This window comes from Serratia marcescens (assembly GCF_006715005.1).
Classification (GTDB): Bacteria; Pseudomonadota; Gammaproteobacteria; order Enterobacterales; family Enterobacteriaceae; genus Serratia; species Serratia montpellierensis.
In genome coordinates, this window is sequence record NZ_VFMJ01000001.1 from 1668431 (window position 1) to 1683878 (window position 15448).

Genomic DNA, 15448 nt, shown 5'->3' on the forward strand with positions numbered 1-15448 from the left:
GCTAAGAGTCAAAGGTTTAAAGAGTATGTTCTGTGCGCGCAATAATATCATCCTGCGCCTCAGGGGATAATGCGGTAAAGAAAGCGGAATAGCCAGCTACGCGAACCACTAAATCACGATATTGGTCAGGGTGTTGCTTCGCCGCCAGCAGCGTTTCGCGCGACACGATGTTGTACTGCACATGCCAGCCGCGGTAGCTCTCGAAGAAAGTGCGCAACATCAGCATGAGCTTTTCCCGATCGCGCGGGTTGTCCAGCGTCGCCGGGTTCAGTTTTTGATTGAGCAACACGCCGCCGAGGATCGCCTCGGTCGGTAATTTGGCGAGCGAATTGAACACCGCCGTTGGCCCCAGGTGGTCGGTGCCGGACGCCGGGCTGGCACCTTCCGCCAGCGGCTGGTGCGCCTTGCGCCCATCCGGGGTAGCCAGGGTGGCGGCGCCGAAGGGCACGTTGGCCGAGATAGACGACGTGCCGGCGTAGTAGCCGCCGCCGATCGGCCCGCGGCCGAAGCGGGTGTTGCGGTACTGCTTCAGTTCCTCGATGTAGGTTTGGTAGGCGCGCACCAGCAGCCGATCGACGTCGTCCACGTCGTTGCCGTATTTGGGTGCGGCGTTGAGCAGCCGCTGGCGCAGCTGTTCGCCATCCAGCCCGGCGAAGTCGTCGGCCAGCGCCGCCGCCAGTTGCTGCTGGCCGATTGTCCTTTGATCGAACACCAGTTTGCGCACCGCCGCCAGGCTGTTGCCGAGGTTGGCGATGCCGACCTGAAGGCCGGAAACCCAGTCGTACTTGGCGCCGCCTTGCTTGATGCTTTTGCCGCGTTCGATGCAGTCATCCACCAGCGCGGAACAGAGGATATCGTGGGCGTTCTCCTCCAGCACGCTGTCCACCACGCATTCGATCTCAATTGACTTGCGCGTGTAGTAGCGGATTTGCCGATCCCAGGCGGCCATCACCTGCTCGAAATCGGTGAAGTTTCCTTTGGACAGCGCCTGTTCCTGCGGCAGGAAAATCTGCCCGGAGGTGGCGTCGCGGCCCTGTTCCAACGCCGCCAGCAGCACGCGGGCGAAGTTGATGAAGCTCATGCCGGTGCAGCGATAGCCCCATTTACCGCCGACGGCGGTCTCGATGCAGCCGATGGCGGCATAGTCGTAGGCGTCCTGCGGTTCAACCCCCAACTTGATGAACTCGGGTATGACGATTTCGTCGTTGTTGAACGCCGGCATGCCGAAGCCGCAGCGGATCACCTGCACACAGGCGTCGAGGAAATCGGCGCTCATTCCGGCGTGGTAACGCACGCTGAGGTTGGGCTGGGTGGAGCGCAGGCGGCCGCAGGACTCGAGAATGGCGTAGGACAGCGGGTTGACCGCGTCGCACGGCCGGCCGTCGATCAGTTTTTGGCCGCCGATGGTGACGTTCTGGTACAGCGGGCTGCCGGCGGAGGCCTTGGAGTGCGAGCCGGAACGGATCTTGTTGACCTCCAGCAGCTTCAGCCAGCAGCTGTGCAGCAGCTCGATGGCGTCTTCCCGCCCCAGGTTTTGCTCCAGCTCCACGTCGCGCCGATACCAGGGATAGAGATATTGGTCGAGGCGACCGAAGGAAACCGAATGGCCGTTGGATTCGATCTGCAACGTCAGTTGGATGAAATAGCACAGCTGCAGCGCCTGCCAGAAGGTGTGCGGTGGGCGATGGGCGATCAGGTCGCAGTTGTCTGCGATAGCCAGCAGCTCGGTGCGGCGCCAGTCGCGGGTTTCGCGTTGCGCCATGTCGCGCGCCAGGCGAGCGAAGCGCAGGATGTGTTCGCTCAGCGCCGCCAGCACGATGTCGATGGCGTTGAGAAACTGCGCTTTGTGCAGATCTTCCCACTCGGTCAGGTGCAGGCGGCGGCTGCGCGCGTTCACCTTTTCACGCAGGCCGTCGAGGCCTAACTCCAGCAGCAGCGGGAAGTTGACCGCCAGATGGGCGTCGCCGGAGGTCATGTTGCCCTCGGCCTTGATGATGCCCGTGGCGAGCAGCGCCTTTTGTTCGTCGGTAAACATGCCGTAGCAGCGATCCTGCACCGTTTGGCCGCGCCACCAGGGGCAAAGACGGTGCAAAATCGCCTTGTTCTCTTCGCTGACCGAGAAGCCGGCACCCGGCCGGTCGGCCAACTGGTCTATCTCGCTTTCTATCCAGCCGACGGTATATTCGGGGAAAATCGGCGCGGCGCGCAGCTCGCTGGCCTGGTTGCCGACGATCAGCTCGTCGTTGGCGATCCAGATGCTGCGCTTCGCCAGGTGGTTAGCCAGCGCCAGCGCACGGCGCACCGGCAGCGGCCGATCCTGGTGCTGTTGGTAGGCCTCGGTATAGTGCTGCGCGCGTTCGGTGCACACCGGTGGTTTGACGATGTGGATCAGCGCGTTCTTATGCGCCTGAATACGGGCGCTGAGGGTGGTCAAATCCAATGTGGTCATGGCGTTATCCTCGCAAAATGGCGGTCAGGCCTTTGGCGCCGGCGTACGCTTCGGCGAAGGCCAGCAGATCGGGCGCGTCCAGCGGCGTGCGGGCGGCGCGGTAGGGCTCGCCGAGCAGGTGATACTTGTTGATGCCCAGCGTGTGGTACGGCAGAAAATGGATCTCCGATACGCCGATCTCGTCGGCGGCGAAGTCGACAATCGCGCGGACAGAGTGGCGATCGGCATTGAAATCGGGGATCAGCGGCACGCGCACGGTCATTGGCACGCCGTGCGCCGCCAGCCGGCGAAAATTGTTCATCACCCGGCGGGCCGAGCCGCCGGTCCAGGTTTTGAAACGCGCTTCATCGGTGTGTTTGAGATCGGCCAACAGCAGATCCAGCCAGGGCAACGAAGGGGCGATGTAATGCCACGGCACGTGCAGACAGGATTCGACGGCGGTGTGGATGCCGGCTTCGCGGCCGCGCCGCAGCAGCTCCGCCGCGACTTCCGGCTGTATAAAGGGCTCGCCGCCGGACAGCGTTAAACCGCCGCCGCTGCGCAGGTAGAAAGGCTTATCCCGCATCACCTCGGCCATGATATCGTCGGGGTTGACCACGCTGCCGCACAGGGTGAGCGCGCCGGTCGGGCAGGCGGCGGCCAGCGCCGCGTAGTCGTCTGCGCTGATGACGTCGCGCCGCAGCGTCAGTGCGCCCTCGTCACGTAGCAGGCCTTGTGGGCAGCGCTCGGTGCACAGCGTACAGCCGCTCAGACACAGGCGCTCGTCAAACAGCAGATCCGCGTGGCGCGAGCGGCTTTCCGGGTTCTGACACCAGCGGCAGCTCAGCGGGCACCCTTTTAAAAAGACCACGCTGCGGATGCCGGGGCCATCATGGGTCGAGTAGCGCTGCAGATTGAAGAACATGAGTCACCCGTTTGGCGTTGCTGAATCTTTCGCCATTAAAGATCTTTCGAATGAAAGTTGAATTGATTTTGATCAAAAGTGGGCGGGGTTTTTGCCCTATGATGATCAGAGTTTGAATCCGCCCACAGAACATGACACAGGAGTCCGTGATGGAGCTTTATCTCGATACCGCCGATGTGACTGCGGTAAAACGCCTGGCGCGCATTCTGCCGCTGCACGGCGTCACCACCAACCCGAGCATCGTGGCGAAGGAAGGCAAGCCGATCTGGGAAGTGCTGCCTGCACTGCGCGACGCCCTTGGCGGCACCGGCAAGCTGTTTGCGCAGGTGATGGCGGCCGATGCCGAGCGCATGGTGGCGGAGGCGGCGCTGCTCAGCCAGCGGGTACCGGGGCTGGTGGTGAAGATCCCGGCAACCGCTGAGGGATTGGCGGCGATCAAGAAGCTTAAAACGATGTCCATCCCGACGCTGGGCACGGCGGTATACGGCGCCGGGCAGGGGCTGCTGGCGGCCTTGGCCGGGGCGGAATATGTAGCGCCTTACGTCAATCGGGTAGACGCGCAGGGCGGTGACGGTATCGAAATGGTGCACGAGCTGCAGCAGCTGCTGAGCCTGCACGCACCGTCGGCGCAGGTGCTGGCCGCCAGCTTCAAAACGCCGCGCCAGGCGCTGGAATGCCTGCTGGCGGGCTGCCAGGCTATCACGCTGCCGGTGGATGTGGCGGAGCAGTTCCTCAGCGCGCCGGCGGTGCAGGCCGCGGTCGAGAAGTTCGAGCAGGATTGGCAGGGGGCGTTCGGCTCCACGTTGCTGGGTTAAAACCTGAGCAGTAAAAAGGGCGCCGCGGCGCCCTTGCTGGATGACCGAAACGCTTAGCCGCGGCCGGTCTCCTCTCGCAGCGCGGCGCTTACCTCGTGCGCCGTCGGGTGTTCGGCACGCAGCGCCCGGCGGATCGCGAAGAAGGCGGCAATCAGCATGGTTACCGCCACCAGCATAAAGAACCCGCACAGCGCGGCGTTGATTTGGTTGCTGAAAACGATGGTTTCCATGTCTTTGAGCGATTTGGCCGGCGCAATGATCGTGCCTTGCTCGATGCCGGTGGAGAATTTCTTCGCCTGCGCCAGGAAACCGATGCTCGGTTTCTCGTGGAAGATCTTCTGCCAGCCGGCGGTCATGGAGGTCACGAACAGCCAGGCGGTCGGCAGGATGGTAACCCAGGCGTAACGCTGTTTTTTCATCTTGAACAGCACCACGGTGCCGAGGATCAGCGCCATCGACGCCAGCATCTGGTTGCCGATGCCGAACAGCGGCCACAGGGTATTGATGCCGCCGAGCGGATCGACCACGCCTTGATACACGAAGAAGCCCCAGCCGGCCACCGCCACCGTGGTGCCGGCGAGGTTGCCGAACCAGGAACGGTTGTTGGCCAGCTGTGGCACCGCCACGCCCACCAGATCCTGCACCATAAAGCGGCAGGCGCGGGTACCGGCGTCGACGGCGGTCAGGATGAACAGCGCTTCGAACAGAATGGCGAAGTGGTACCAGAAGGCCATCATCGCCCGGCTGTTGAACACCTCGCTGATGATGTGCGCCATGCCCACGGCGAAGGTCGGGGCGCCACCGGCGCGCGACAGGATGGAGTTCTCGCCCACCTCTTTGGCGATCAGCGCCAGCGTTTCCGGTGTGACGATAAAGCCCCAGCTGTTGATGACCTGCGAAGCATTTTCCACCGTGGTGCCGATCAGTGCCGCCGGCGAGTTCATGGCGAAGTAAACGCCCGGATCCAGCACCGAGGCGCAGATCAGCGCCATGATGGCGACGAACGACTCCATCAGCATGGCGCCGTAACCGATAAAGCGGATGTGGCTTTCGCGTTCTACCAGCTTGGGCGTGGTGCCGCTGGAGACCAGCGCGTGGAAGCCGGAAATGGCGCCGCAGGCGATGGTGATGAACAGGAACGGGAACAGGGCGCCTGCAAACACCGGGCCGCTGCCGTCGATGAAGCGCGAGACCGCCGGCATTTTCATCTCCGGCATGGCGAAGACGATGCCGATGGCCAGCCCGATGATGACGCCGATTTTCATAAAGGTGGAAAGATAGTCGCGCGGCGCCAGCAGCAGCCACACCGGCAGCACCGAGGCAACGAAGCCGTAGATCACCAGCACCCAGGTCAGGGTGGTGCCGTGCAGCGTGAAGAACGGCCCCCAGTAGGGGTCTTGCGCCACATTGCCGCCGTAAATGATCGCCAGCAGCATCAGCACGAAGCCGATCACCGAGATTTCAGCGATCTTGCCCGGCCGGATAAAGCGCATATAGATGCCCATGAACAGGGCGATCGGGATGGTGGCGGCGATGGTGAACAGCCCCCACGGGCTGTCGGCCAGCGCTTTTACCACCACCAGTGCCAGCGCCGACAGGATGATGATCATCACCCCCAGCGCGCCGAGCATGGTGATCACCCCGGCGAATGCCCCCAGCTCTTGCTTGGCCATTTCCCCCAGCGAACGTCCGTCGCGGCGCGTGGAGATGAACAATACCAGGAAGTCCTGCACCGCACCGGCCAGCATAACGCCAACCAGGATCCAGATGGTTCCCGGCAGGAAGCCCATCTGCGCGGCCAGGATCGGCCCCACCAGCGGCCCGGCGCCGGCGATGGCGGCGAAGTGGTGGCCGAACAGCACCCATTTGTTGGTGGGCACGTAGTCCAGGCCGTCGTTGTGGCGCTCTGCCGGGGTCAGACGGCGGTCGTCCAGTTCAAAGACCTTGTCGGCAATGAACCGGCTGTAGAAGCGGTAGGCGATGCTGTAGCAGGCGACGGCGGCGACCACCAGCCAGACGGCGTTGACGTGTTCGCCGCGGCTGAGCGCCAGCATGGCGAAGGCGAAAGCGCCGGCCAACGCCACCAGCAGCCAGATAAGTCCTGACCTGATGTTTTTCATGAAACAACTCCTTGGCGTGCAGAGGTAAAAATCGACGTTGTTATTAGGAATGACGTTTTAACAGTAGAGGTTTTGCCGCCTAACCGCGGCAGGTCGGATGAGAAATGTGAAGCAGGTGGGGTTTTAGTGTAAAAACAACGTGATGAAACCGCGTTGGCGCAGGCTGTCGCTCACGCAATCCTCAGCAGTTATTCATTCTGCATTTTCACGGCGCGTACAGCGAATCATCGTCGTTTTTTATCCGGGCACGGTGTCTGGCAACTTATTATTTTATCTGTCGAGGCGTGCCGAAATAAAATCATTCATGCCGTGTTATACCTTTATTTCAATCCGCAGGTTTAATCATTCATAAAATAAATAATAAAGTCACGAAAGGAATTTAATTATGATAAATAAAATCATCGAAGGGTATTTACCGCAGCTCACGGCCATTCGGCACGATATACATCAACACCCTGAACTGGGTTTCGAAGAGTTTCGCACCAGCGATCTGGTGGCGGATTATCTGAATTCGTGGGGCTATGAGGTGCACCGCGGATTGGCGGGCACCGGCGTGGTGGGCACGCTGCGGGTGGGCGACGGCGTTAAACGCCTAGGATTGCGTGCCGATATGGACGCTTTGCCGATCGAGGAGAACAACGGCAAGCCCTGGCGCAGCAGCGTGGCCAACCGCATGCACGCCTGTGGCCATGACGGCCACACCACCATGCTGCTCGGTGCCGCCCGTTACCTGGCGCAAACGCGCAATTTCAACGGCACGCTGCACCTGATTTTCCAACCGGCGGAAGAGATGTTGAACGGCGGTGCGCGCATGGTGGAACAGGGGCTGTTCGAGCGCTTTCCTTGCGACGCCATCTTCGCCATGCACAACATGCCGGGGATGCCGCTCGGCGAATTCTTCTTCCAGCACGGCCCGTTTATGGCCTCGATGGATCAGTTCAACGTGCGGGTGCAGGGGCGTGGCGGCCACGGCGCCATCCCGCAGCTGACGGTCGATCCGGTGCTGGTGGCCTCGCATATCACCGTCGCGCTGCAGAGCATCGTTTCGCGCAATATCGATCCGCTGGAGGCGGCGGTGATCACCGTCGGCAGCATCAAGGCCGGTGAGGCGGCCAACGTGATCCCGAACAGCGCGGAGATGAAGCTCAGCGTGCGCTCGCTGGATCGCCAGGCGCGTGCCACCTTGCTGGCACGCATTCCGGCGCTGATCGAAGCGCAGGCGGCAAGCTTCGGCGCGCATGCGGTGGTGGAACATGTTAACGGCACCCCGGTGTTGGTCAACGACGTAGCGATGACCCGTTTCGCCCACCGTGTGGCGGAGCAGCAGTTCGGCGCCGCCCGCGCGCACTACGGTGCCCGGCCGCTGATGGGCAGCGAAGATTTCGCCTTCATGCTCGATGCGCATCCGCAGGGCTGCTACCTGATCGTAGGCAACGGCGATGGCGATGGCAGCTGCATGGTGCATAACCCGGGATATGACTTTAACGACGGCTGCCTGGCGGCCGGCAGCCAGTATTGGGGAGCGTTGGCGGAAGCGTATTTAAAATAAACGCGAAAAATAATAACAGGGAAGGTCATGATGAGTGAAAATACGGCTGAAACCCAAGCGGAAATAATATCGGCCCCGAAGGTCGGTGGCAAAAAGGTCATATTCGCCGCCTCCTTCGGCAATGCGCTGGAGTTTTTCGATTTCGGTATTTATAACTTCTTCGTTATTTATATCAGCGTATTGTTCTTTCCGCCATCCAGCGATCCGCATCTGGCGTTGCTGTTGGCGTTTGCCACGTTCGGCGTCAGCTTCTTCATGCGGCCGCTGGGCGGCATTCTGATTGGCGCCTATGCCGATCGCCATGGCCGCAAGCCGGCGATGATCCTGACGATTTCCTTGATGAGCCTGGGCACGGCGATGATCGGCTTTGCGCCGACCTACGCCAGCGCCGGCTATTGGGGAACCGTCACGCTGGTGGCGGCGCGCCTGATCCAGGGCGTAGCGGCGGGCGGCGAGGTGGGGGCGTCGATGTCGTTGCTGGTAGAGTCGGCGCCGCCCAACCGGCGCGGCTACTATTCCAGCTGGTCGCTGGCGACGCAGGGCATCGCCACCGTGGTTGGCGGCGTCACCGCGCTGGCGCTCAGCGCGGCCTTGCCGGTGCTTTCCGGCGAGCCGAACGCCATGGCCGAGTGGGGATGGCGCATTCCTTTCTTTATCGGCGTAGCGCTGGCACCGCTCGGTTGCTGGCTGCGTCTCGGGCTGGAAAGCGATCGGCCGTCGGTGGCGCGGGCTCACGAGCCGCCTGTGCAGTTGCGCAAACACTCGCGGGCGGTGGTGCTCGGCGTGATGCTGACCATTGGCGCCACCGTCGCCACTTACATCTCGATGTATTATCTCGGCACCTACGCGGTGAAATACCTGGGGATGGCGCAGGCCTACGGCTATGCCGCGATGCTGCTGGCGGGGCTCGTCACCTTCGGCGGCAGTCTGCTGGTCGGGCACTGGTGCGATCGTTACGGCCGTCTGCCGCTGATCCGTGGCTCGCGGATCGCGATTCTGATCGTGGCCCTGCCGGCGTTTTGGTGGCTGAGCGCGGTGCCGCATCCTGCGGTGCTGCTGCTGATCGTCGCGGTGCTGGTCGGGTTGACCACGCTCGGGTCGGTGCCGACCATGCTGATGATTTCGGAGCTGTTCCCGCAGCGCATTCGGGCACTGGGGTTCGCCTTGGTCTACAGCCTCGGGGTGGCGATCTTCGGCGGCTTCGCCCAGTACATCGCTTCGCAGTCGATCGCGCTGAGCGGTTCGCTGCTGGCGCCCGCCGTCTATCTGATGCTGGCGACGCTGGCTTCGTTGGCGGTGCTGCCGCTGCTGCGTGAAACCGGCGGCGAGCCGCTGCGCTAGCGAGCGCCAGCCGAAAAAAAACGCCGGCGGTTTTCACCGTCGGCGCTTTGCGTTGCGACCGTTTCAGGTTGGCGTTCAGGCCGCCGGACGGGCGATCACGCTGCGGGTTTCCATGCGCACTTCGGCAATGGTGACCTGCAAGGTATCGCTCTGGCGGTAAACCACTTCGCCTTTAATCTGCACGGTGCCGGTTTCTTGGCTGCACTGCATCTCGTCACGCACCGTGTGAATGAACGGTGCCGGAATGAAGGCAACCGCGCCGTTGTCCAGCAGGCGCACACGCAGGCCGCCGCGGGTGACGTCGATGATCTCGGCGTTGAAGCGGGTATCGGTACCGGCCTTGTCCTTCAGGAAGCGGGCGTACAGCCAGTCGCCGACGTCGCGCTCCGCCATGCGGTTCAGGCGGCGGCGTTCCGCCAGCTGCACCGTGACGTCATCCTGCGGTTTTTCTGCAGGCTGCTGGTTGATGATCGCCTTCAGCAGACGATGGTTGACCATATCGCCGTATTTACGGATCGGCGATGTCCAGGTGGCGTAAGCCTCCAGACCCAGACCGAAGTGTGGCCCCGGCGTGGTGCTGATCTCGGCGAAGGTCTGGAAGCGGCGGATGCGGCTGTCGAGGAACTGGGTCGGCTGCGCGTCCAGGTGGCGGCGCAGTTCGCAGAAACCGTCGAGGGTCAGCAGCTTCTCGGCTTCGGCTTCCACGCCGTTGGCCTGCAATACGGTGACCGCTTGCTCGACCAGAGCAGGATCGAAACCGGTGTGCACGTTGTACACGCCGAAGCCCAGGCGATCGCGCAGCACGATGGCGGCGCAGACGTTGGCGGCGATCATGCACTCTTCAACGATGCGGTTGGCGCTGCGGCGTTGTTCGGTAACGATCTCCAGCACGTCGCCTTTTTCACCCAGCACGAAGCGGTAGTCCGGGCGATCTTTGAACACCAGCGCATGCTGGTGGCGCCAGGCGTTGCGCGCGTCGCAAACACGCTTCAGCAGGGTAATTTGTTGCGCGATGGCGTCGCTCGGCGGTTGCCAGCCGGCAATGCCGTCCAGCCAGTCGGAGACTTCGTCGTACACCAGTTTGGCTTTGGATTCGATCTCGGCGGCGAAGAACTGAATATCGTCGCCCAGCGCGCCGTCGGCGGCGATGGTCACGCGGCAAGCCAGCACCTGGCGGCGCTCGTTCGGGCGCAGCGAGCACAAGTTGTCCGACAGATCGCGCGGCAGCATCGGGATGTTGAAGCCCGGCAGGTAGTTGGTGAAGGCGCGCACGCGGGCGATATCGTCCAGCTTGCTGCCTTGTTCGACGTAGGCAGTCGGATCGGCAATGGCGATGGTCAACTGCAGCGAACCGTCACCGTTGTCGGTCACATACAGCGCATCATCCATGTCTTCGGTGCTGGCGCTGTCGATGGTGACGAATTCAAGCGCGGTCAGGTCTTCACGCACCAGCGCAGCGGCCGGTTCGCTGAGCGCCTGCATCTCCGGCGCTTCTTTCTCCAGGTTGTGACGCGCCAGCGTCACCCACCACGGAGCGAAATGGTCTTCGCCTTCGGTGATAAAGTGGGTCAGATCGGCGTTGAAGCCGCGATCGCCTTTCAGCGGGTGACGGCGCATTTCCGCGACTGCCCAGTCGCCGGCCTGGAAGTTGTGGGTCAATTCACGCACCGGGCGGCACGGAATCGCATCTTTCAGCAACGGATGATCGGGCACGATGGACAAACGATCGTCGCGCTTTTGCACGCGGCCGACAAAACGCGACAGGAACGGCTCGACCAGGGTTTCTGGCTCGGCGATTTCGCGCTCTTTCTCGGTGTGCAGGGTGGCGATAATGCGATCCCCGTGCATGACTTTCTTCATGTACGGCGGCGGAATGAAGTAACTTTTTTGACCGTCTACTTCAAGAAAGCCAAAGCCTTTCTCAGTCCCTTTCACGACGCCTTCAACGCGCGGGGTCTGAGAGTGAAGTTGCTGTTTAAGCTGCGCCAGCAGCGGGTTATCTTGAAACATATCGTCCAGTGAATGGGTTGTGAGTGGCAAGATTTGCGGCTGACAGTTTTACGCGAATCACCCGCTGCGAGCAAGCCTAACGTCACGGAACCCCGCGTTGCCACGCGATTTTGCGCAAGAATGGTCAATCGAAGTGCTATCGATGGAAAACCCCGGCGCGAAGGCCGGGGTGAAGGGCGGGGGGCGATCAGTCCTGCAGCGGCGTCGGCTGCAGGATTTCAATCCAGTAATCGTCCGGATCGCGGATGAACGCCACGTAGTTCATGCGGCCTTCGTGCAGGCGTTTCTGGAAGGTAACGCCCAGGCGCTCAAAACGCTCGCAGGCGGCGCGCACGTCCGGCACCGTGACGCACAGGTGGCCAAAGCCGCGCGGCTCGCCGTTGCCGTTGTGGTAGTGAAAATCCGCCTGATTTTCGGTGCCGTGGTTATGGGTCAGTTCGAGAATGCCCGGCTGGCTCAGCGCCCAGCGTTTGCGCTCGTCGTCGTCCTGCGGGATCTGTTCGCGCGGGCTGCGCGTCAGGTAGCAGATGGTGAAGGCGGCTTCTTCGAACGTTTCCAGATAGACCGGGGTAAAACCCAACACGCGGGTGTAAAAATCCAGCGCGGTGGTCAGATCCTTCACGCGGATCATGGTGTGGTTGAACACGTAACCGTCGGTTACCGCGTCCGGTTGGGCCGCCACGCCGGGCAGCGTCAGTAGGTCATTCAGTGGCATCAGAGATCCTCCTCAGGGTGTCGGCAGACTGTAGGTGAAATCAATGCTAATCTAAAGTGATTGTTTTTAACTAAAACACTAACTAAAAGTGAATGATAGATGAAGCTGAGCCAGCTGAAGTTTTTCTGCACCGTGGTGGAGCGCAAAACCATCGCCGCCGCCGCGCGCGAGTTGCACTGCGTGCCTTCCAACGTCACGCTGCGGCTGCGCGAGCTGGAGGAGTCGCTGGGCGGCGAGCTGTTTTTCCGCGACAAGAACCGGCTGTACGTCAATCCCAAAGGGCGGCTGTTCTATCAGCAGGCGCGCGACATCGTGGCGCAGGCGGAGCGCAGCAAGCAGCTGTTCGCCGGCGAGCATCAGCATGGGCTGCTGAACCTCGGGGCGCTGGATTTCTCGCTGGTCAGCCATTTACCGGCGCGTATTGCGCGGCTGCGCCGTTTACAGCCTCATCTGCACATCAACGTGCTGAGCCGCGACTCGCTGGTGCTGGAACGCATGCTGATCGACAGCGATCTCGACCTGGCGATCACCGACGGCCCGATTGAGCATCCGTTATTGGCCAGCCAAAAGGCATTCGATGAACGGCTGGTATTGCTGATGCCGGCCGATGCCGGGGAACCCGACGCCGCCACGCTGGCGCCGCTGGAGTTTTACACGTTCAGCCGCGAATGTTCGTTTCGCCTGAAGGTGGATCACTGGCTGGCCTCGCGCGGGCTGAAACCGCGCATGACGCTGGAAATGGAGTCTTATGCCGCGATGGCGGCCTGCGTGCAGGCCGGTTGCGGCGTTGCCTGCGTCCCCGGCTCGTTGCTGCCGCTGATCTTGCCGGCGCCAGGGCTGAAGGTGGTGGAAATGGGCGAGGAGGGGGGGAGCGATCTGTACTTCGTCTGGCGACGGCATCAGCTGTCCGACGAATTGCAGACTGTCCTGGAAATATTGGCGCGCCCGGCGTGAACCGGGCGCGCATTTTCAGGCGATGCGCAGCGAAGGTTGCTGCTCGCTGCGGCGGATCGCCACCGGAATCGACTTCGAGGTCGGGGTACCGGTGCCGTCGCCGAAGCTGGCCAGCGGCACCAGCGGGTTAGTTTCCGGGTAGTAGGCCGCCAGGTTGCCACGCGGAATGTCGTAACTCACCAGCTTGAACCCGTCCACTTTACGCACCACGCCATCGTTCCACAGGGTTTCAATCTCTACCCGTTCGCCATCCTGCAGGCCCAACGCCGCCAGATCCTCCGGATGGATGAACAGCACTTCGCGTTGGCCGTAAACGCCGCGATAGCGGTCATCCAGACCATAGATGGTGGTGTTGTACTGATCGTGCGAGCGCAGCGTCTGCAGGGTAAACGGCGCTTGCTCGCCGCCCAGCTGCGGGAACAGGGTGGTCGGCAGCGCGGCGGCGCTGAATTCCGCCTTGCCGCTCGGCGTGGCGAAGCGCAGTTCGGCGGCGGCATTACCGAGGTAGAAACCGCCGGGCTGGTCGCAGCGCCGGTTGAAATCCTCGAAGCCGGGAATGGTGGCGGCGATATGATCGCGGATCAGCGAATAGTCGTCGGCCAGTTCCAGCCAGTCCAGCTGTTGCGTGCCCAGCACCGCGTCGGCGATGCCGCAGACGATCGCCGTTTCCGAACGTTGGGTCTCCGCCAGCGGTTTGCCGATGCCTTCCGAGGCGTGCACCATGCTGAATGAATCCTCGACCGTGATGTACTGCGAGCCGCTGGCCTGCATGTCCAGTTCGGTGCGGCCGAGCGTCGGCAGGATCAGCGCGTCTTTGCCGGTCACCAGATGGCTGCGGTTAAGTTTGGTGCTGATATGCACCGTCAAATCGCAGTTGCGCAGGGCGCGGGCGGTGCGCTCGGTGTCCGGCGCCGCGGCGGCCAGGTTGCCGCCCAGTGCGATCAGCACTTTCACTTCGCCGCGCAGCATCGCCTCAATCGCTTCCACCGTGTTGTGGCCCAGCGCGCGATTGGCGGTGAAGTTAAAGTGACGTTCCAGGCTGTCGAGCAGCGCCTTCGGCGACTTCTCATCGATCCCCATGGTGCGGTTACCCTGGACGTTGCTGTGGCCGCGCACCGGACACAGGCCGGCGCCGGGTTTGCCCAGTTGCCCGAACAGCAGCTGCAGGTTGGTGATTTCACGCACCGTCGCAATGGAGTGTTTATGCTGCGTCACGCCCATCGCCCAGGTGCAGATCACCCGCTCGGCGCCCTGGTAGGTGGCCGCCGCCTGGCGCAATTGCGCTTCGCTCAGGCCCGACTGCGCGGTAATGGTCTGCCACTCGGTCGCGTCCACCTGCGCCAGATAAGCCTCCACGCCCACGCTGTGCTGTTCAATAAATGCCAGGTCGAACAGGGCGGGTTCACCGGCGGCCAGACGCTGGCGATGGGTTTCCAGCAGTGCTTTCACCATGCCGCGCACCGCTGCCATATCGCCGCCCAGATTCGGTTGGTAATAGGAAGAGCTGATCGGTGAGGATTTTGGCGTCAGCATCTGTACCGGATCCTGCGGATCGGCGAACCTTTCCAGCCCACGTTCGCGCAGGGTGTTGAAACTGACGATGCGCGCGCCGCGTCGGGCGGCGTTTTTCAGGCTGTGCAGCATGCGCGGGTGGTTGGTGCCGGGGTTTTGGCCAAACACGAAGATGGCGTCGGCCTTTTCGAAGTCATCGATGCGGATGGTGCCTTTGCCAACGCCGATGCTCTGCTTCAGCCCGACGCCGCTCGCTTCGTGACACATGTTGGAGCAGTCGGGGAAATTGCTGGTGCCGAGCATGCGGCCGAACAGCTGATAAAGGTACGACGCTTCGTTGCTGGCGCGGCCCGAGGTATACAGCTCGATCTGGCTCGGGTTGTCCATGCCGTTGATGTGTTTGGCGATCAGCGCCAGCGCGTCCGGCCAATGGATAGGCTCATAGTGGTCGGTTTCGGCGTTATAGCGCATCGGATGGGTCAGGCGACCCTGATACTCGAGGAAATAGTCGCTCTGCTGCTGCAGGGTGCTGACGCTGTGGGCGGCGAAGAACTCAGGCTCGACGGCGCTGCGCGTCGCTTCCCAACTGACCGCTTTGGCGCCGTTTTCGCAGAAGCTGAAGGTGCTGTGGTTGTCGTCGCCCCAGGCGCAACCGGGGCAGTCGAAGCCGCGTGCCTTGTTGACGCGCATCAGGTTGCGCATGTTTTTTAGCGTTTGTTTGCTGTCGAGGACAAAGCGGGTGGTGGCTTCAAGCGAACCCCAGCCGCCCGCCGGGCCGGTATAAGGCTTGATTGACGGTTTGAATTTCATGGTGACACTTCGCAGGTGGTTGTAGCTAAAAAGTAAACGCTTTTTTATGCGTCTTGCGTATTTATGTCACAAGTTTAGGGGCGCTGCGGGACGGCGTCTAATCGAATGAGGCAATGGCGGCATAGAGCGCATCTATCGCCGGCGGGCAGTGCCGTAAACAAATGGTTGCATAAAGACACCCGCTGCAAAAGAGTAATGGTTTCGTCTGAAAGTGAATTCATGCAGTCTATCTCGCGGATTATATTGGCATTTTATTCAGCCTGCGGGCC

Annotated in this window: 10 protein-coding genes; 4 read left to right on the forward strand and 6 right to left on the reverse strand. The window is 61.9% G+C overall.

The window, feature by feature from the left end:
• Nucleotides 1-16 precede the first annotated feature (16 nt).
• Together FHU12_RS07985 and FHU12_RS07990 are read right to left on the reverse strand one after the other, a co-directional pair.
• Entirely contained in the window at nt 17-2449 is a 2433-nt protein-coding gene (locus FHU12_RS07985) for a formate C-acetyltransferase/glycerol dehydratase family glycyl radical enzyme (protein WP_141968514.1), read from the reverse strand.
• A 4-nt stretch (nt 2450-2453) separates the two neighbouring features.
• Entirely contained in the window at nt 2454-3353 is a 900-nt protein-coding gene (locus tag FHU12_RS07990) for a glycyl-radical enzyme activating protein (RefSeq protein WP_141968516.1), read from the reverse strand.
• 149 nt (nt 3354-3502) lie between these two features.
• Between FHU12_RS07990 and fsa the strand changes: the two genes are divergently transcribed.
• Nucleotides 3503-4168: a fructose-6-phosphate aldolase gene (fsa, locus tag FHU12_RS07995; RefSeq protein ID WP_016927538.1), complete on the forward strand. Its 666-nt coding sequence runs from the start codon at nt 3503-3505 to the stop codon at nt 4166-4168.
• A 53-nt stretch (nt 4169-4221) separates the two neighbouring features.
• Here the strand turns inward: fsa and FHU12_RS08000 are convergent, their stop codons facing one another.
• On the reverse strand, nt 4222-6288 hold the full coding sequence (locus FHU12_RS08000; protein WP_141968518.1) for a carbon starvation CstA family protein: 2067 nt from the start codon (nt 6286-6288) through the stop codon (nt 4222-4224).
• Nucleotides 6289-6673: 385 nt separating this feature from the next.
• Here FHU12_RS08000 and FHU12_RS08005 point away from each other — a divergent pair, with 385 nt between their 5' ends.
• On the forward strand, nt 6674-7837 hold the full coding sequence (locus FHU12_RS08005) for a M20 aminoacylase family protein (protein ID WP_141968520.1): 1164 nt from the start codon (nt 6674-6676) through the stop codon (nt 7835-7837).
• 30 nt (nt 7838-7867) lie between these two features.
• On the forward strand, nt 7868-9178 hold the full coding sequence (locus tag FHU12_RS08010) for an MFS transporter (RefSeq protein ID WP_141968522.1): 1311 nt from the start codon (nt 7868-7870) through the stop codon (nt 9176-9178).
• Nucleotides 9179-9253: 75 nt separating this feature from the next.
• Here FHU12_RS08010 and FHU12_RS08015 read toward each other — a convergent pair whose 3' ends face one another.
• Nucleotides 9254-11188: an exoribonuclease II gene (locus FHU12_RS08015; protein ID WP_141968524.1), complete on the reverse strand. Its 1935-nt coding sequence runs from the start codon at nt 11186-11188 to the stop codon at nt 9254-9256.
• Nucleotides 11189-11375: 187 nt separating this feature from the next.
• A complete protein-coding gene (gloA, locus tag FHU12_RS08020) occupies nt 11376-11903 on the reverse strand; it encodes a lactoylglutathione lyase (protein WP_141968526.1) in 528 nt (175 codons plus the stop codon).
• A 99-nt stretch (nt 11904-12002) separates the two neighbouring features.
• Here gloA and FHU12_RS08025 point away from each other — a divergent pair, with 99 nt between their 5' ends.
• Entirely contained in the window at nt 12003-12857 is an 855-nt protein-coding gene (locus FHU12_RS08025; protein ID WP_141968528.1) for a LysR family transcriptional regulator, read from the forward strand.
• A gap of 15 nt (nt 12858-12872) precedes the next feature.
• On the opposite strand, the gene FHU12_RS08030 is transcribed toward FHU12_RS08025, so the two are convergent.
• Nucleotides 12873-15179, reverse strand: coding sequence for an FdhF/YdeP family oxidoreductase (locus tag FHU12_RS08030; RefSeq protein WP_141968530.1), 2307 nt, complete (start codon nt 15177-15179; stop codon nt 12873-12875).
• Nucleotides 15180-15448 lie beyond the last annotated feature (269 nt).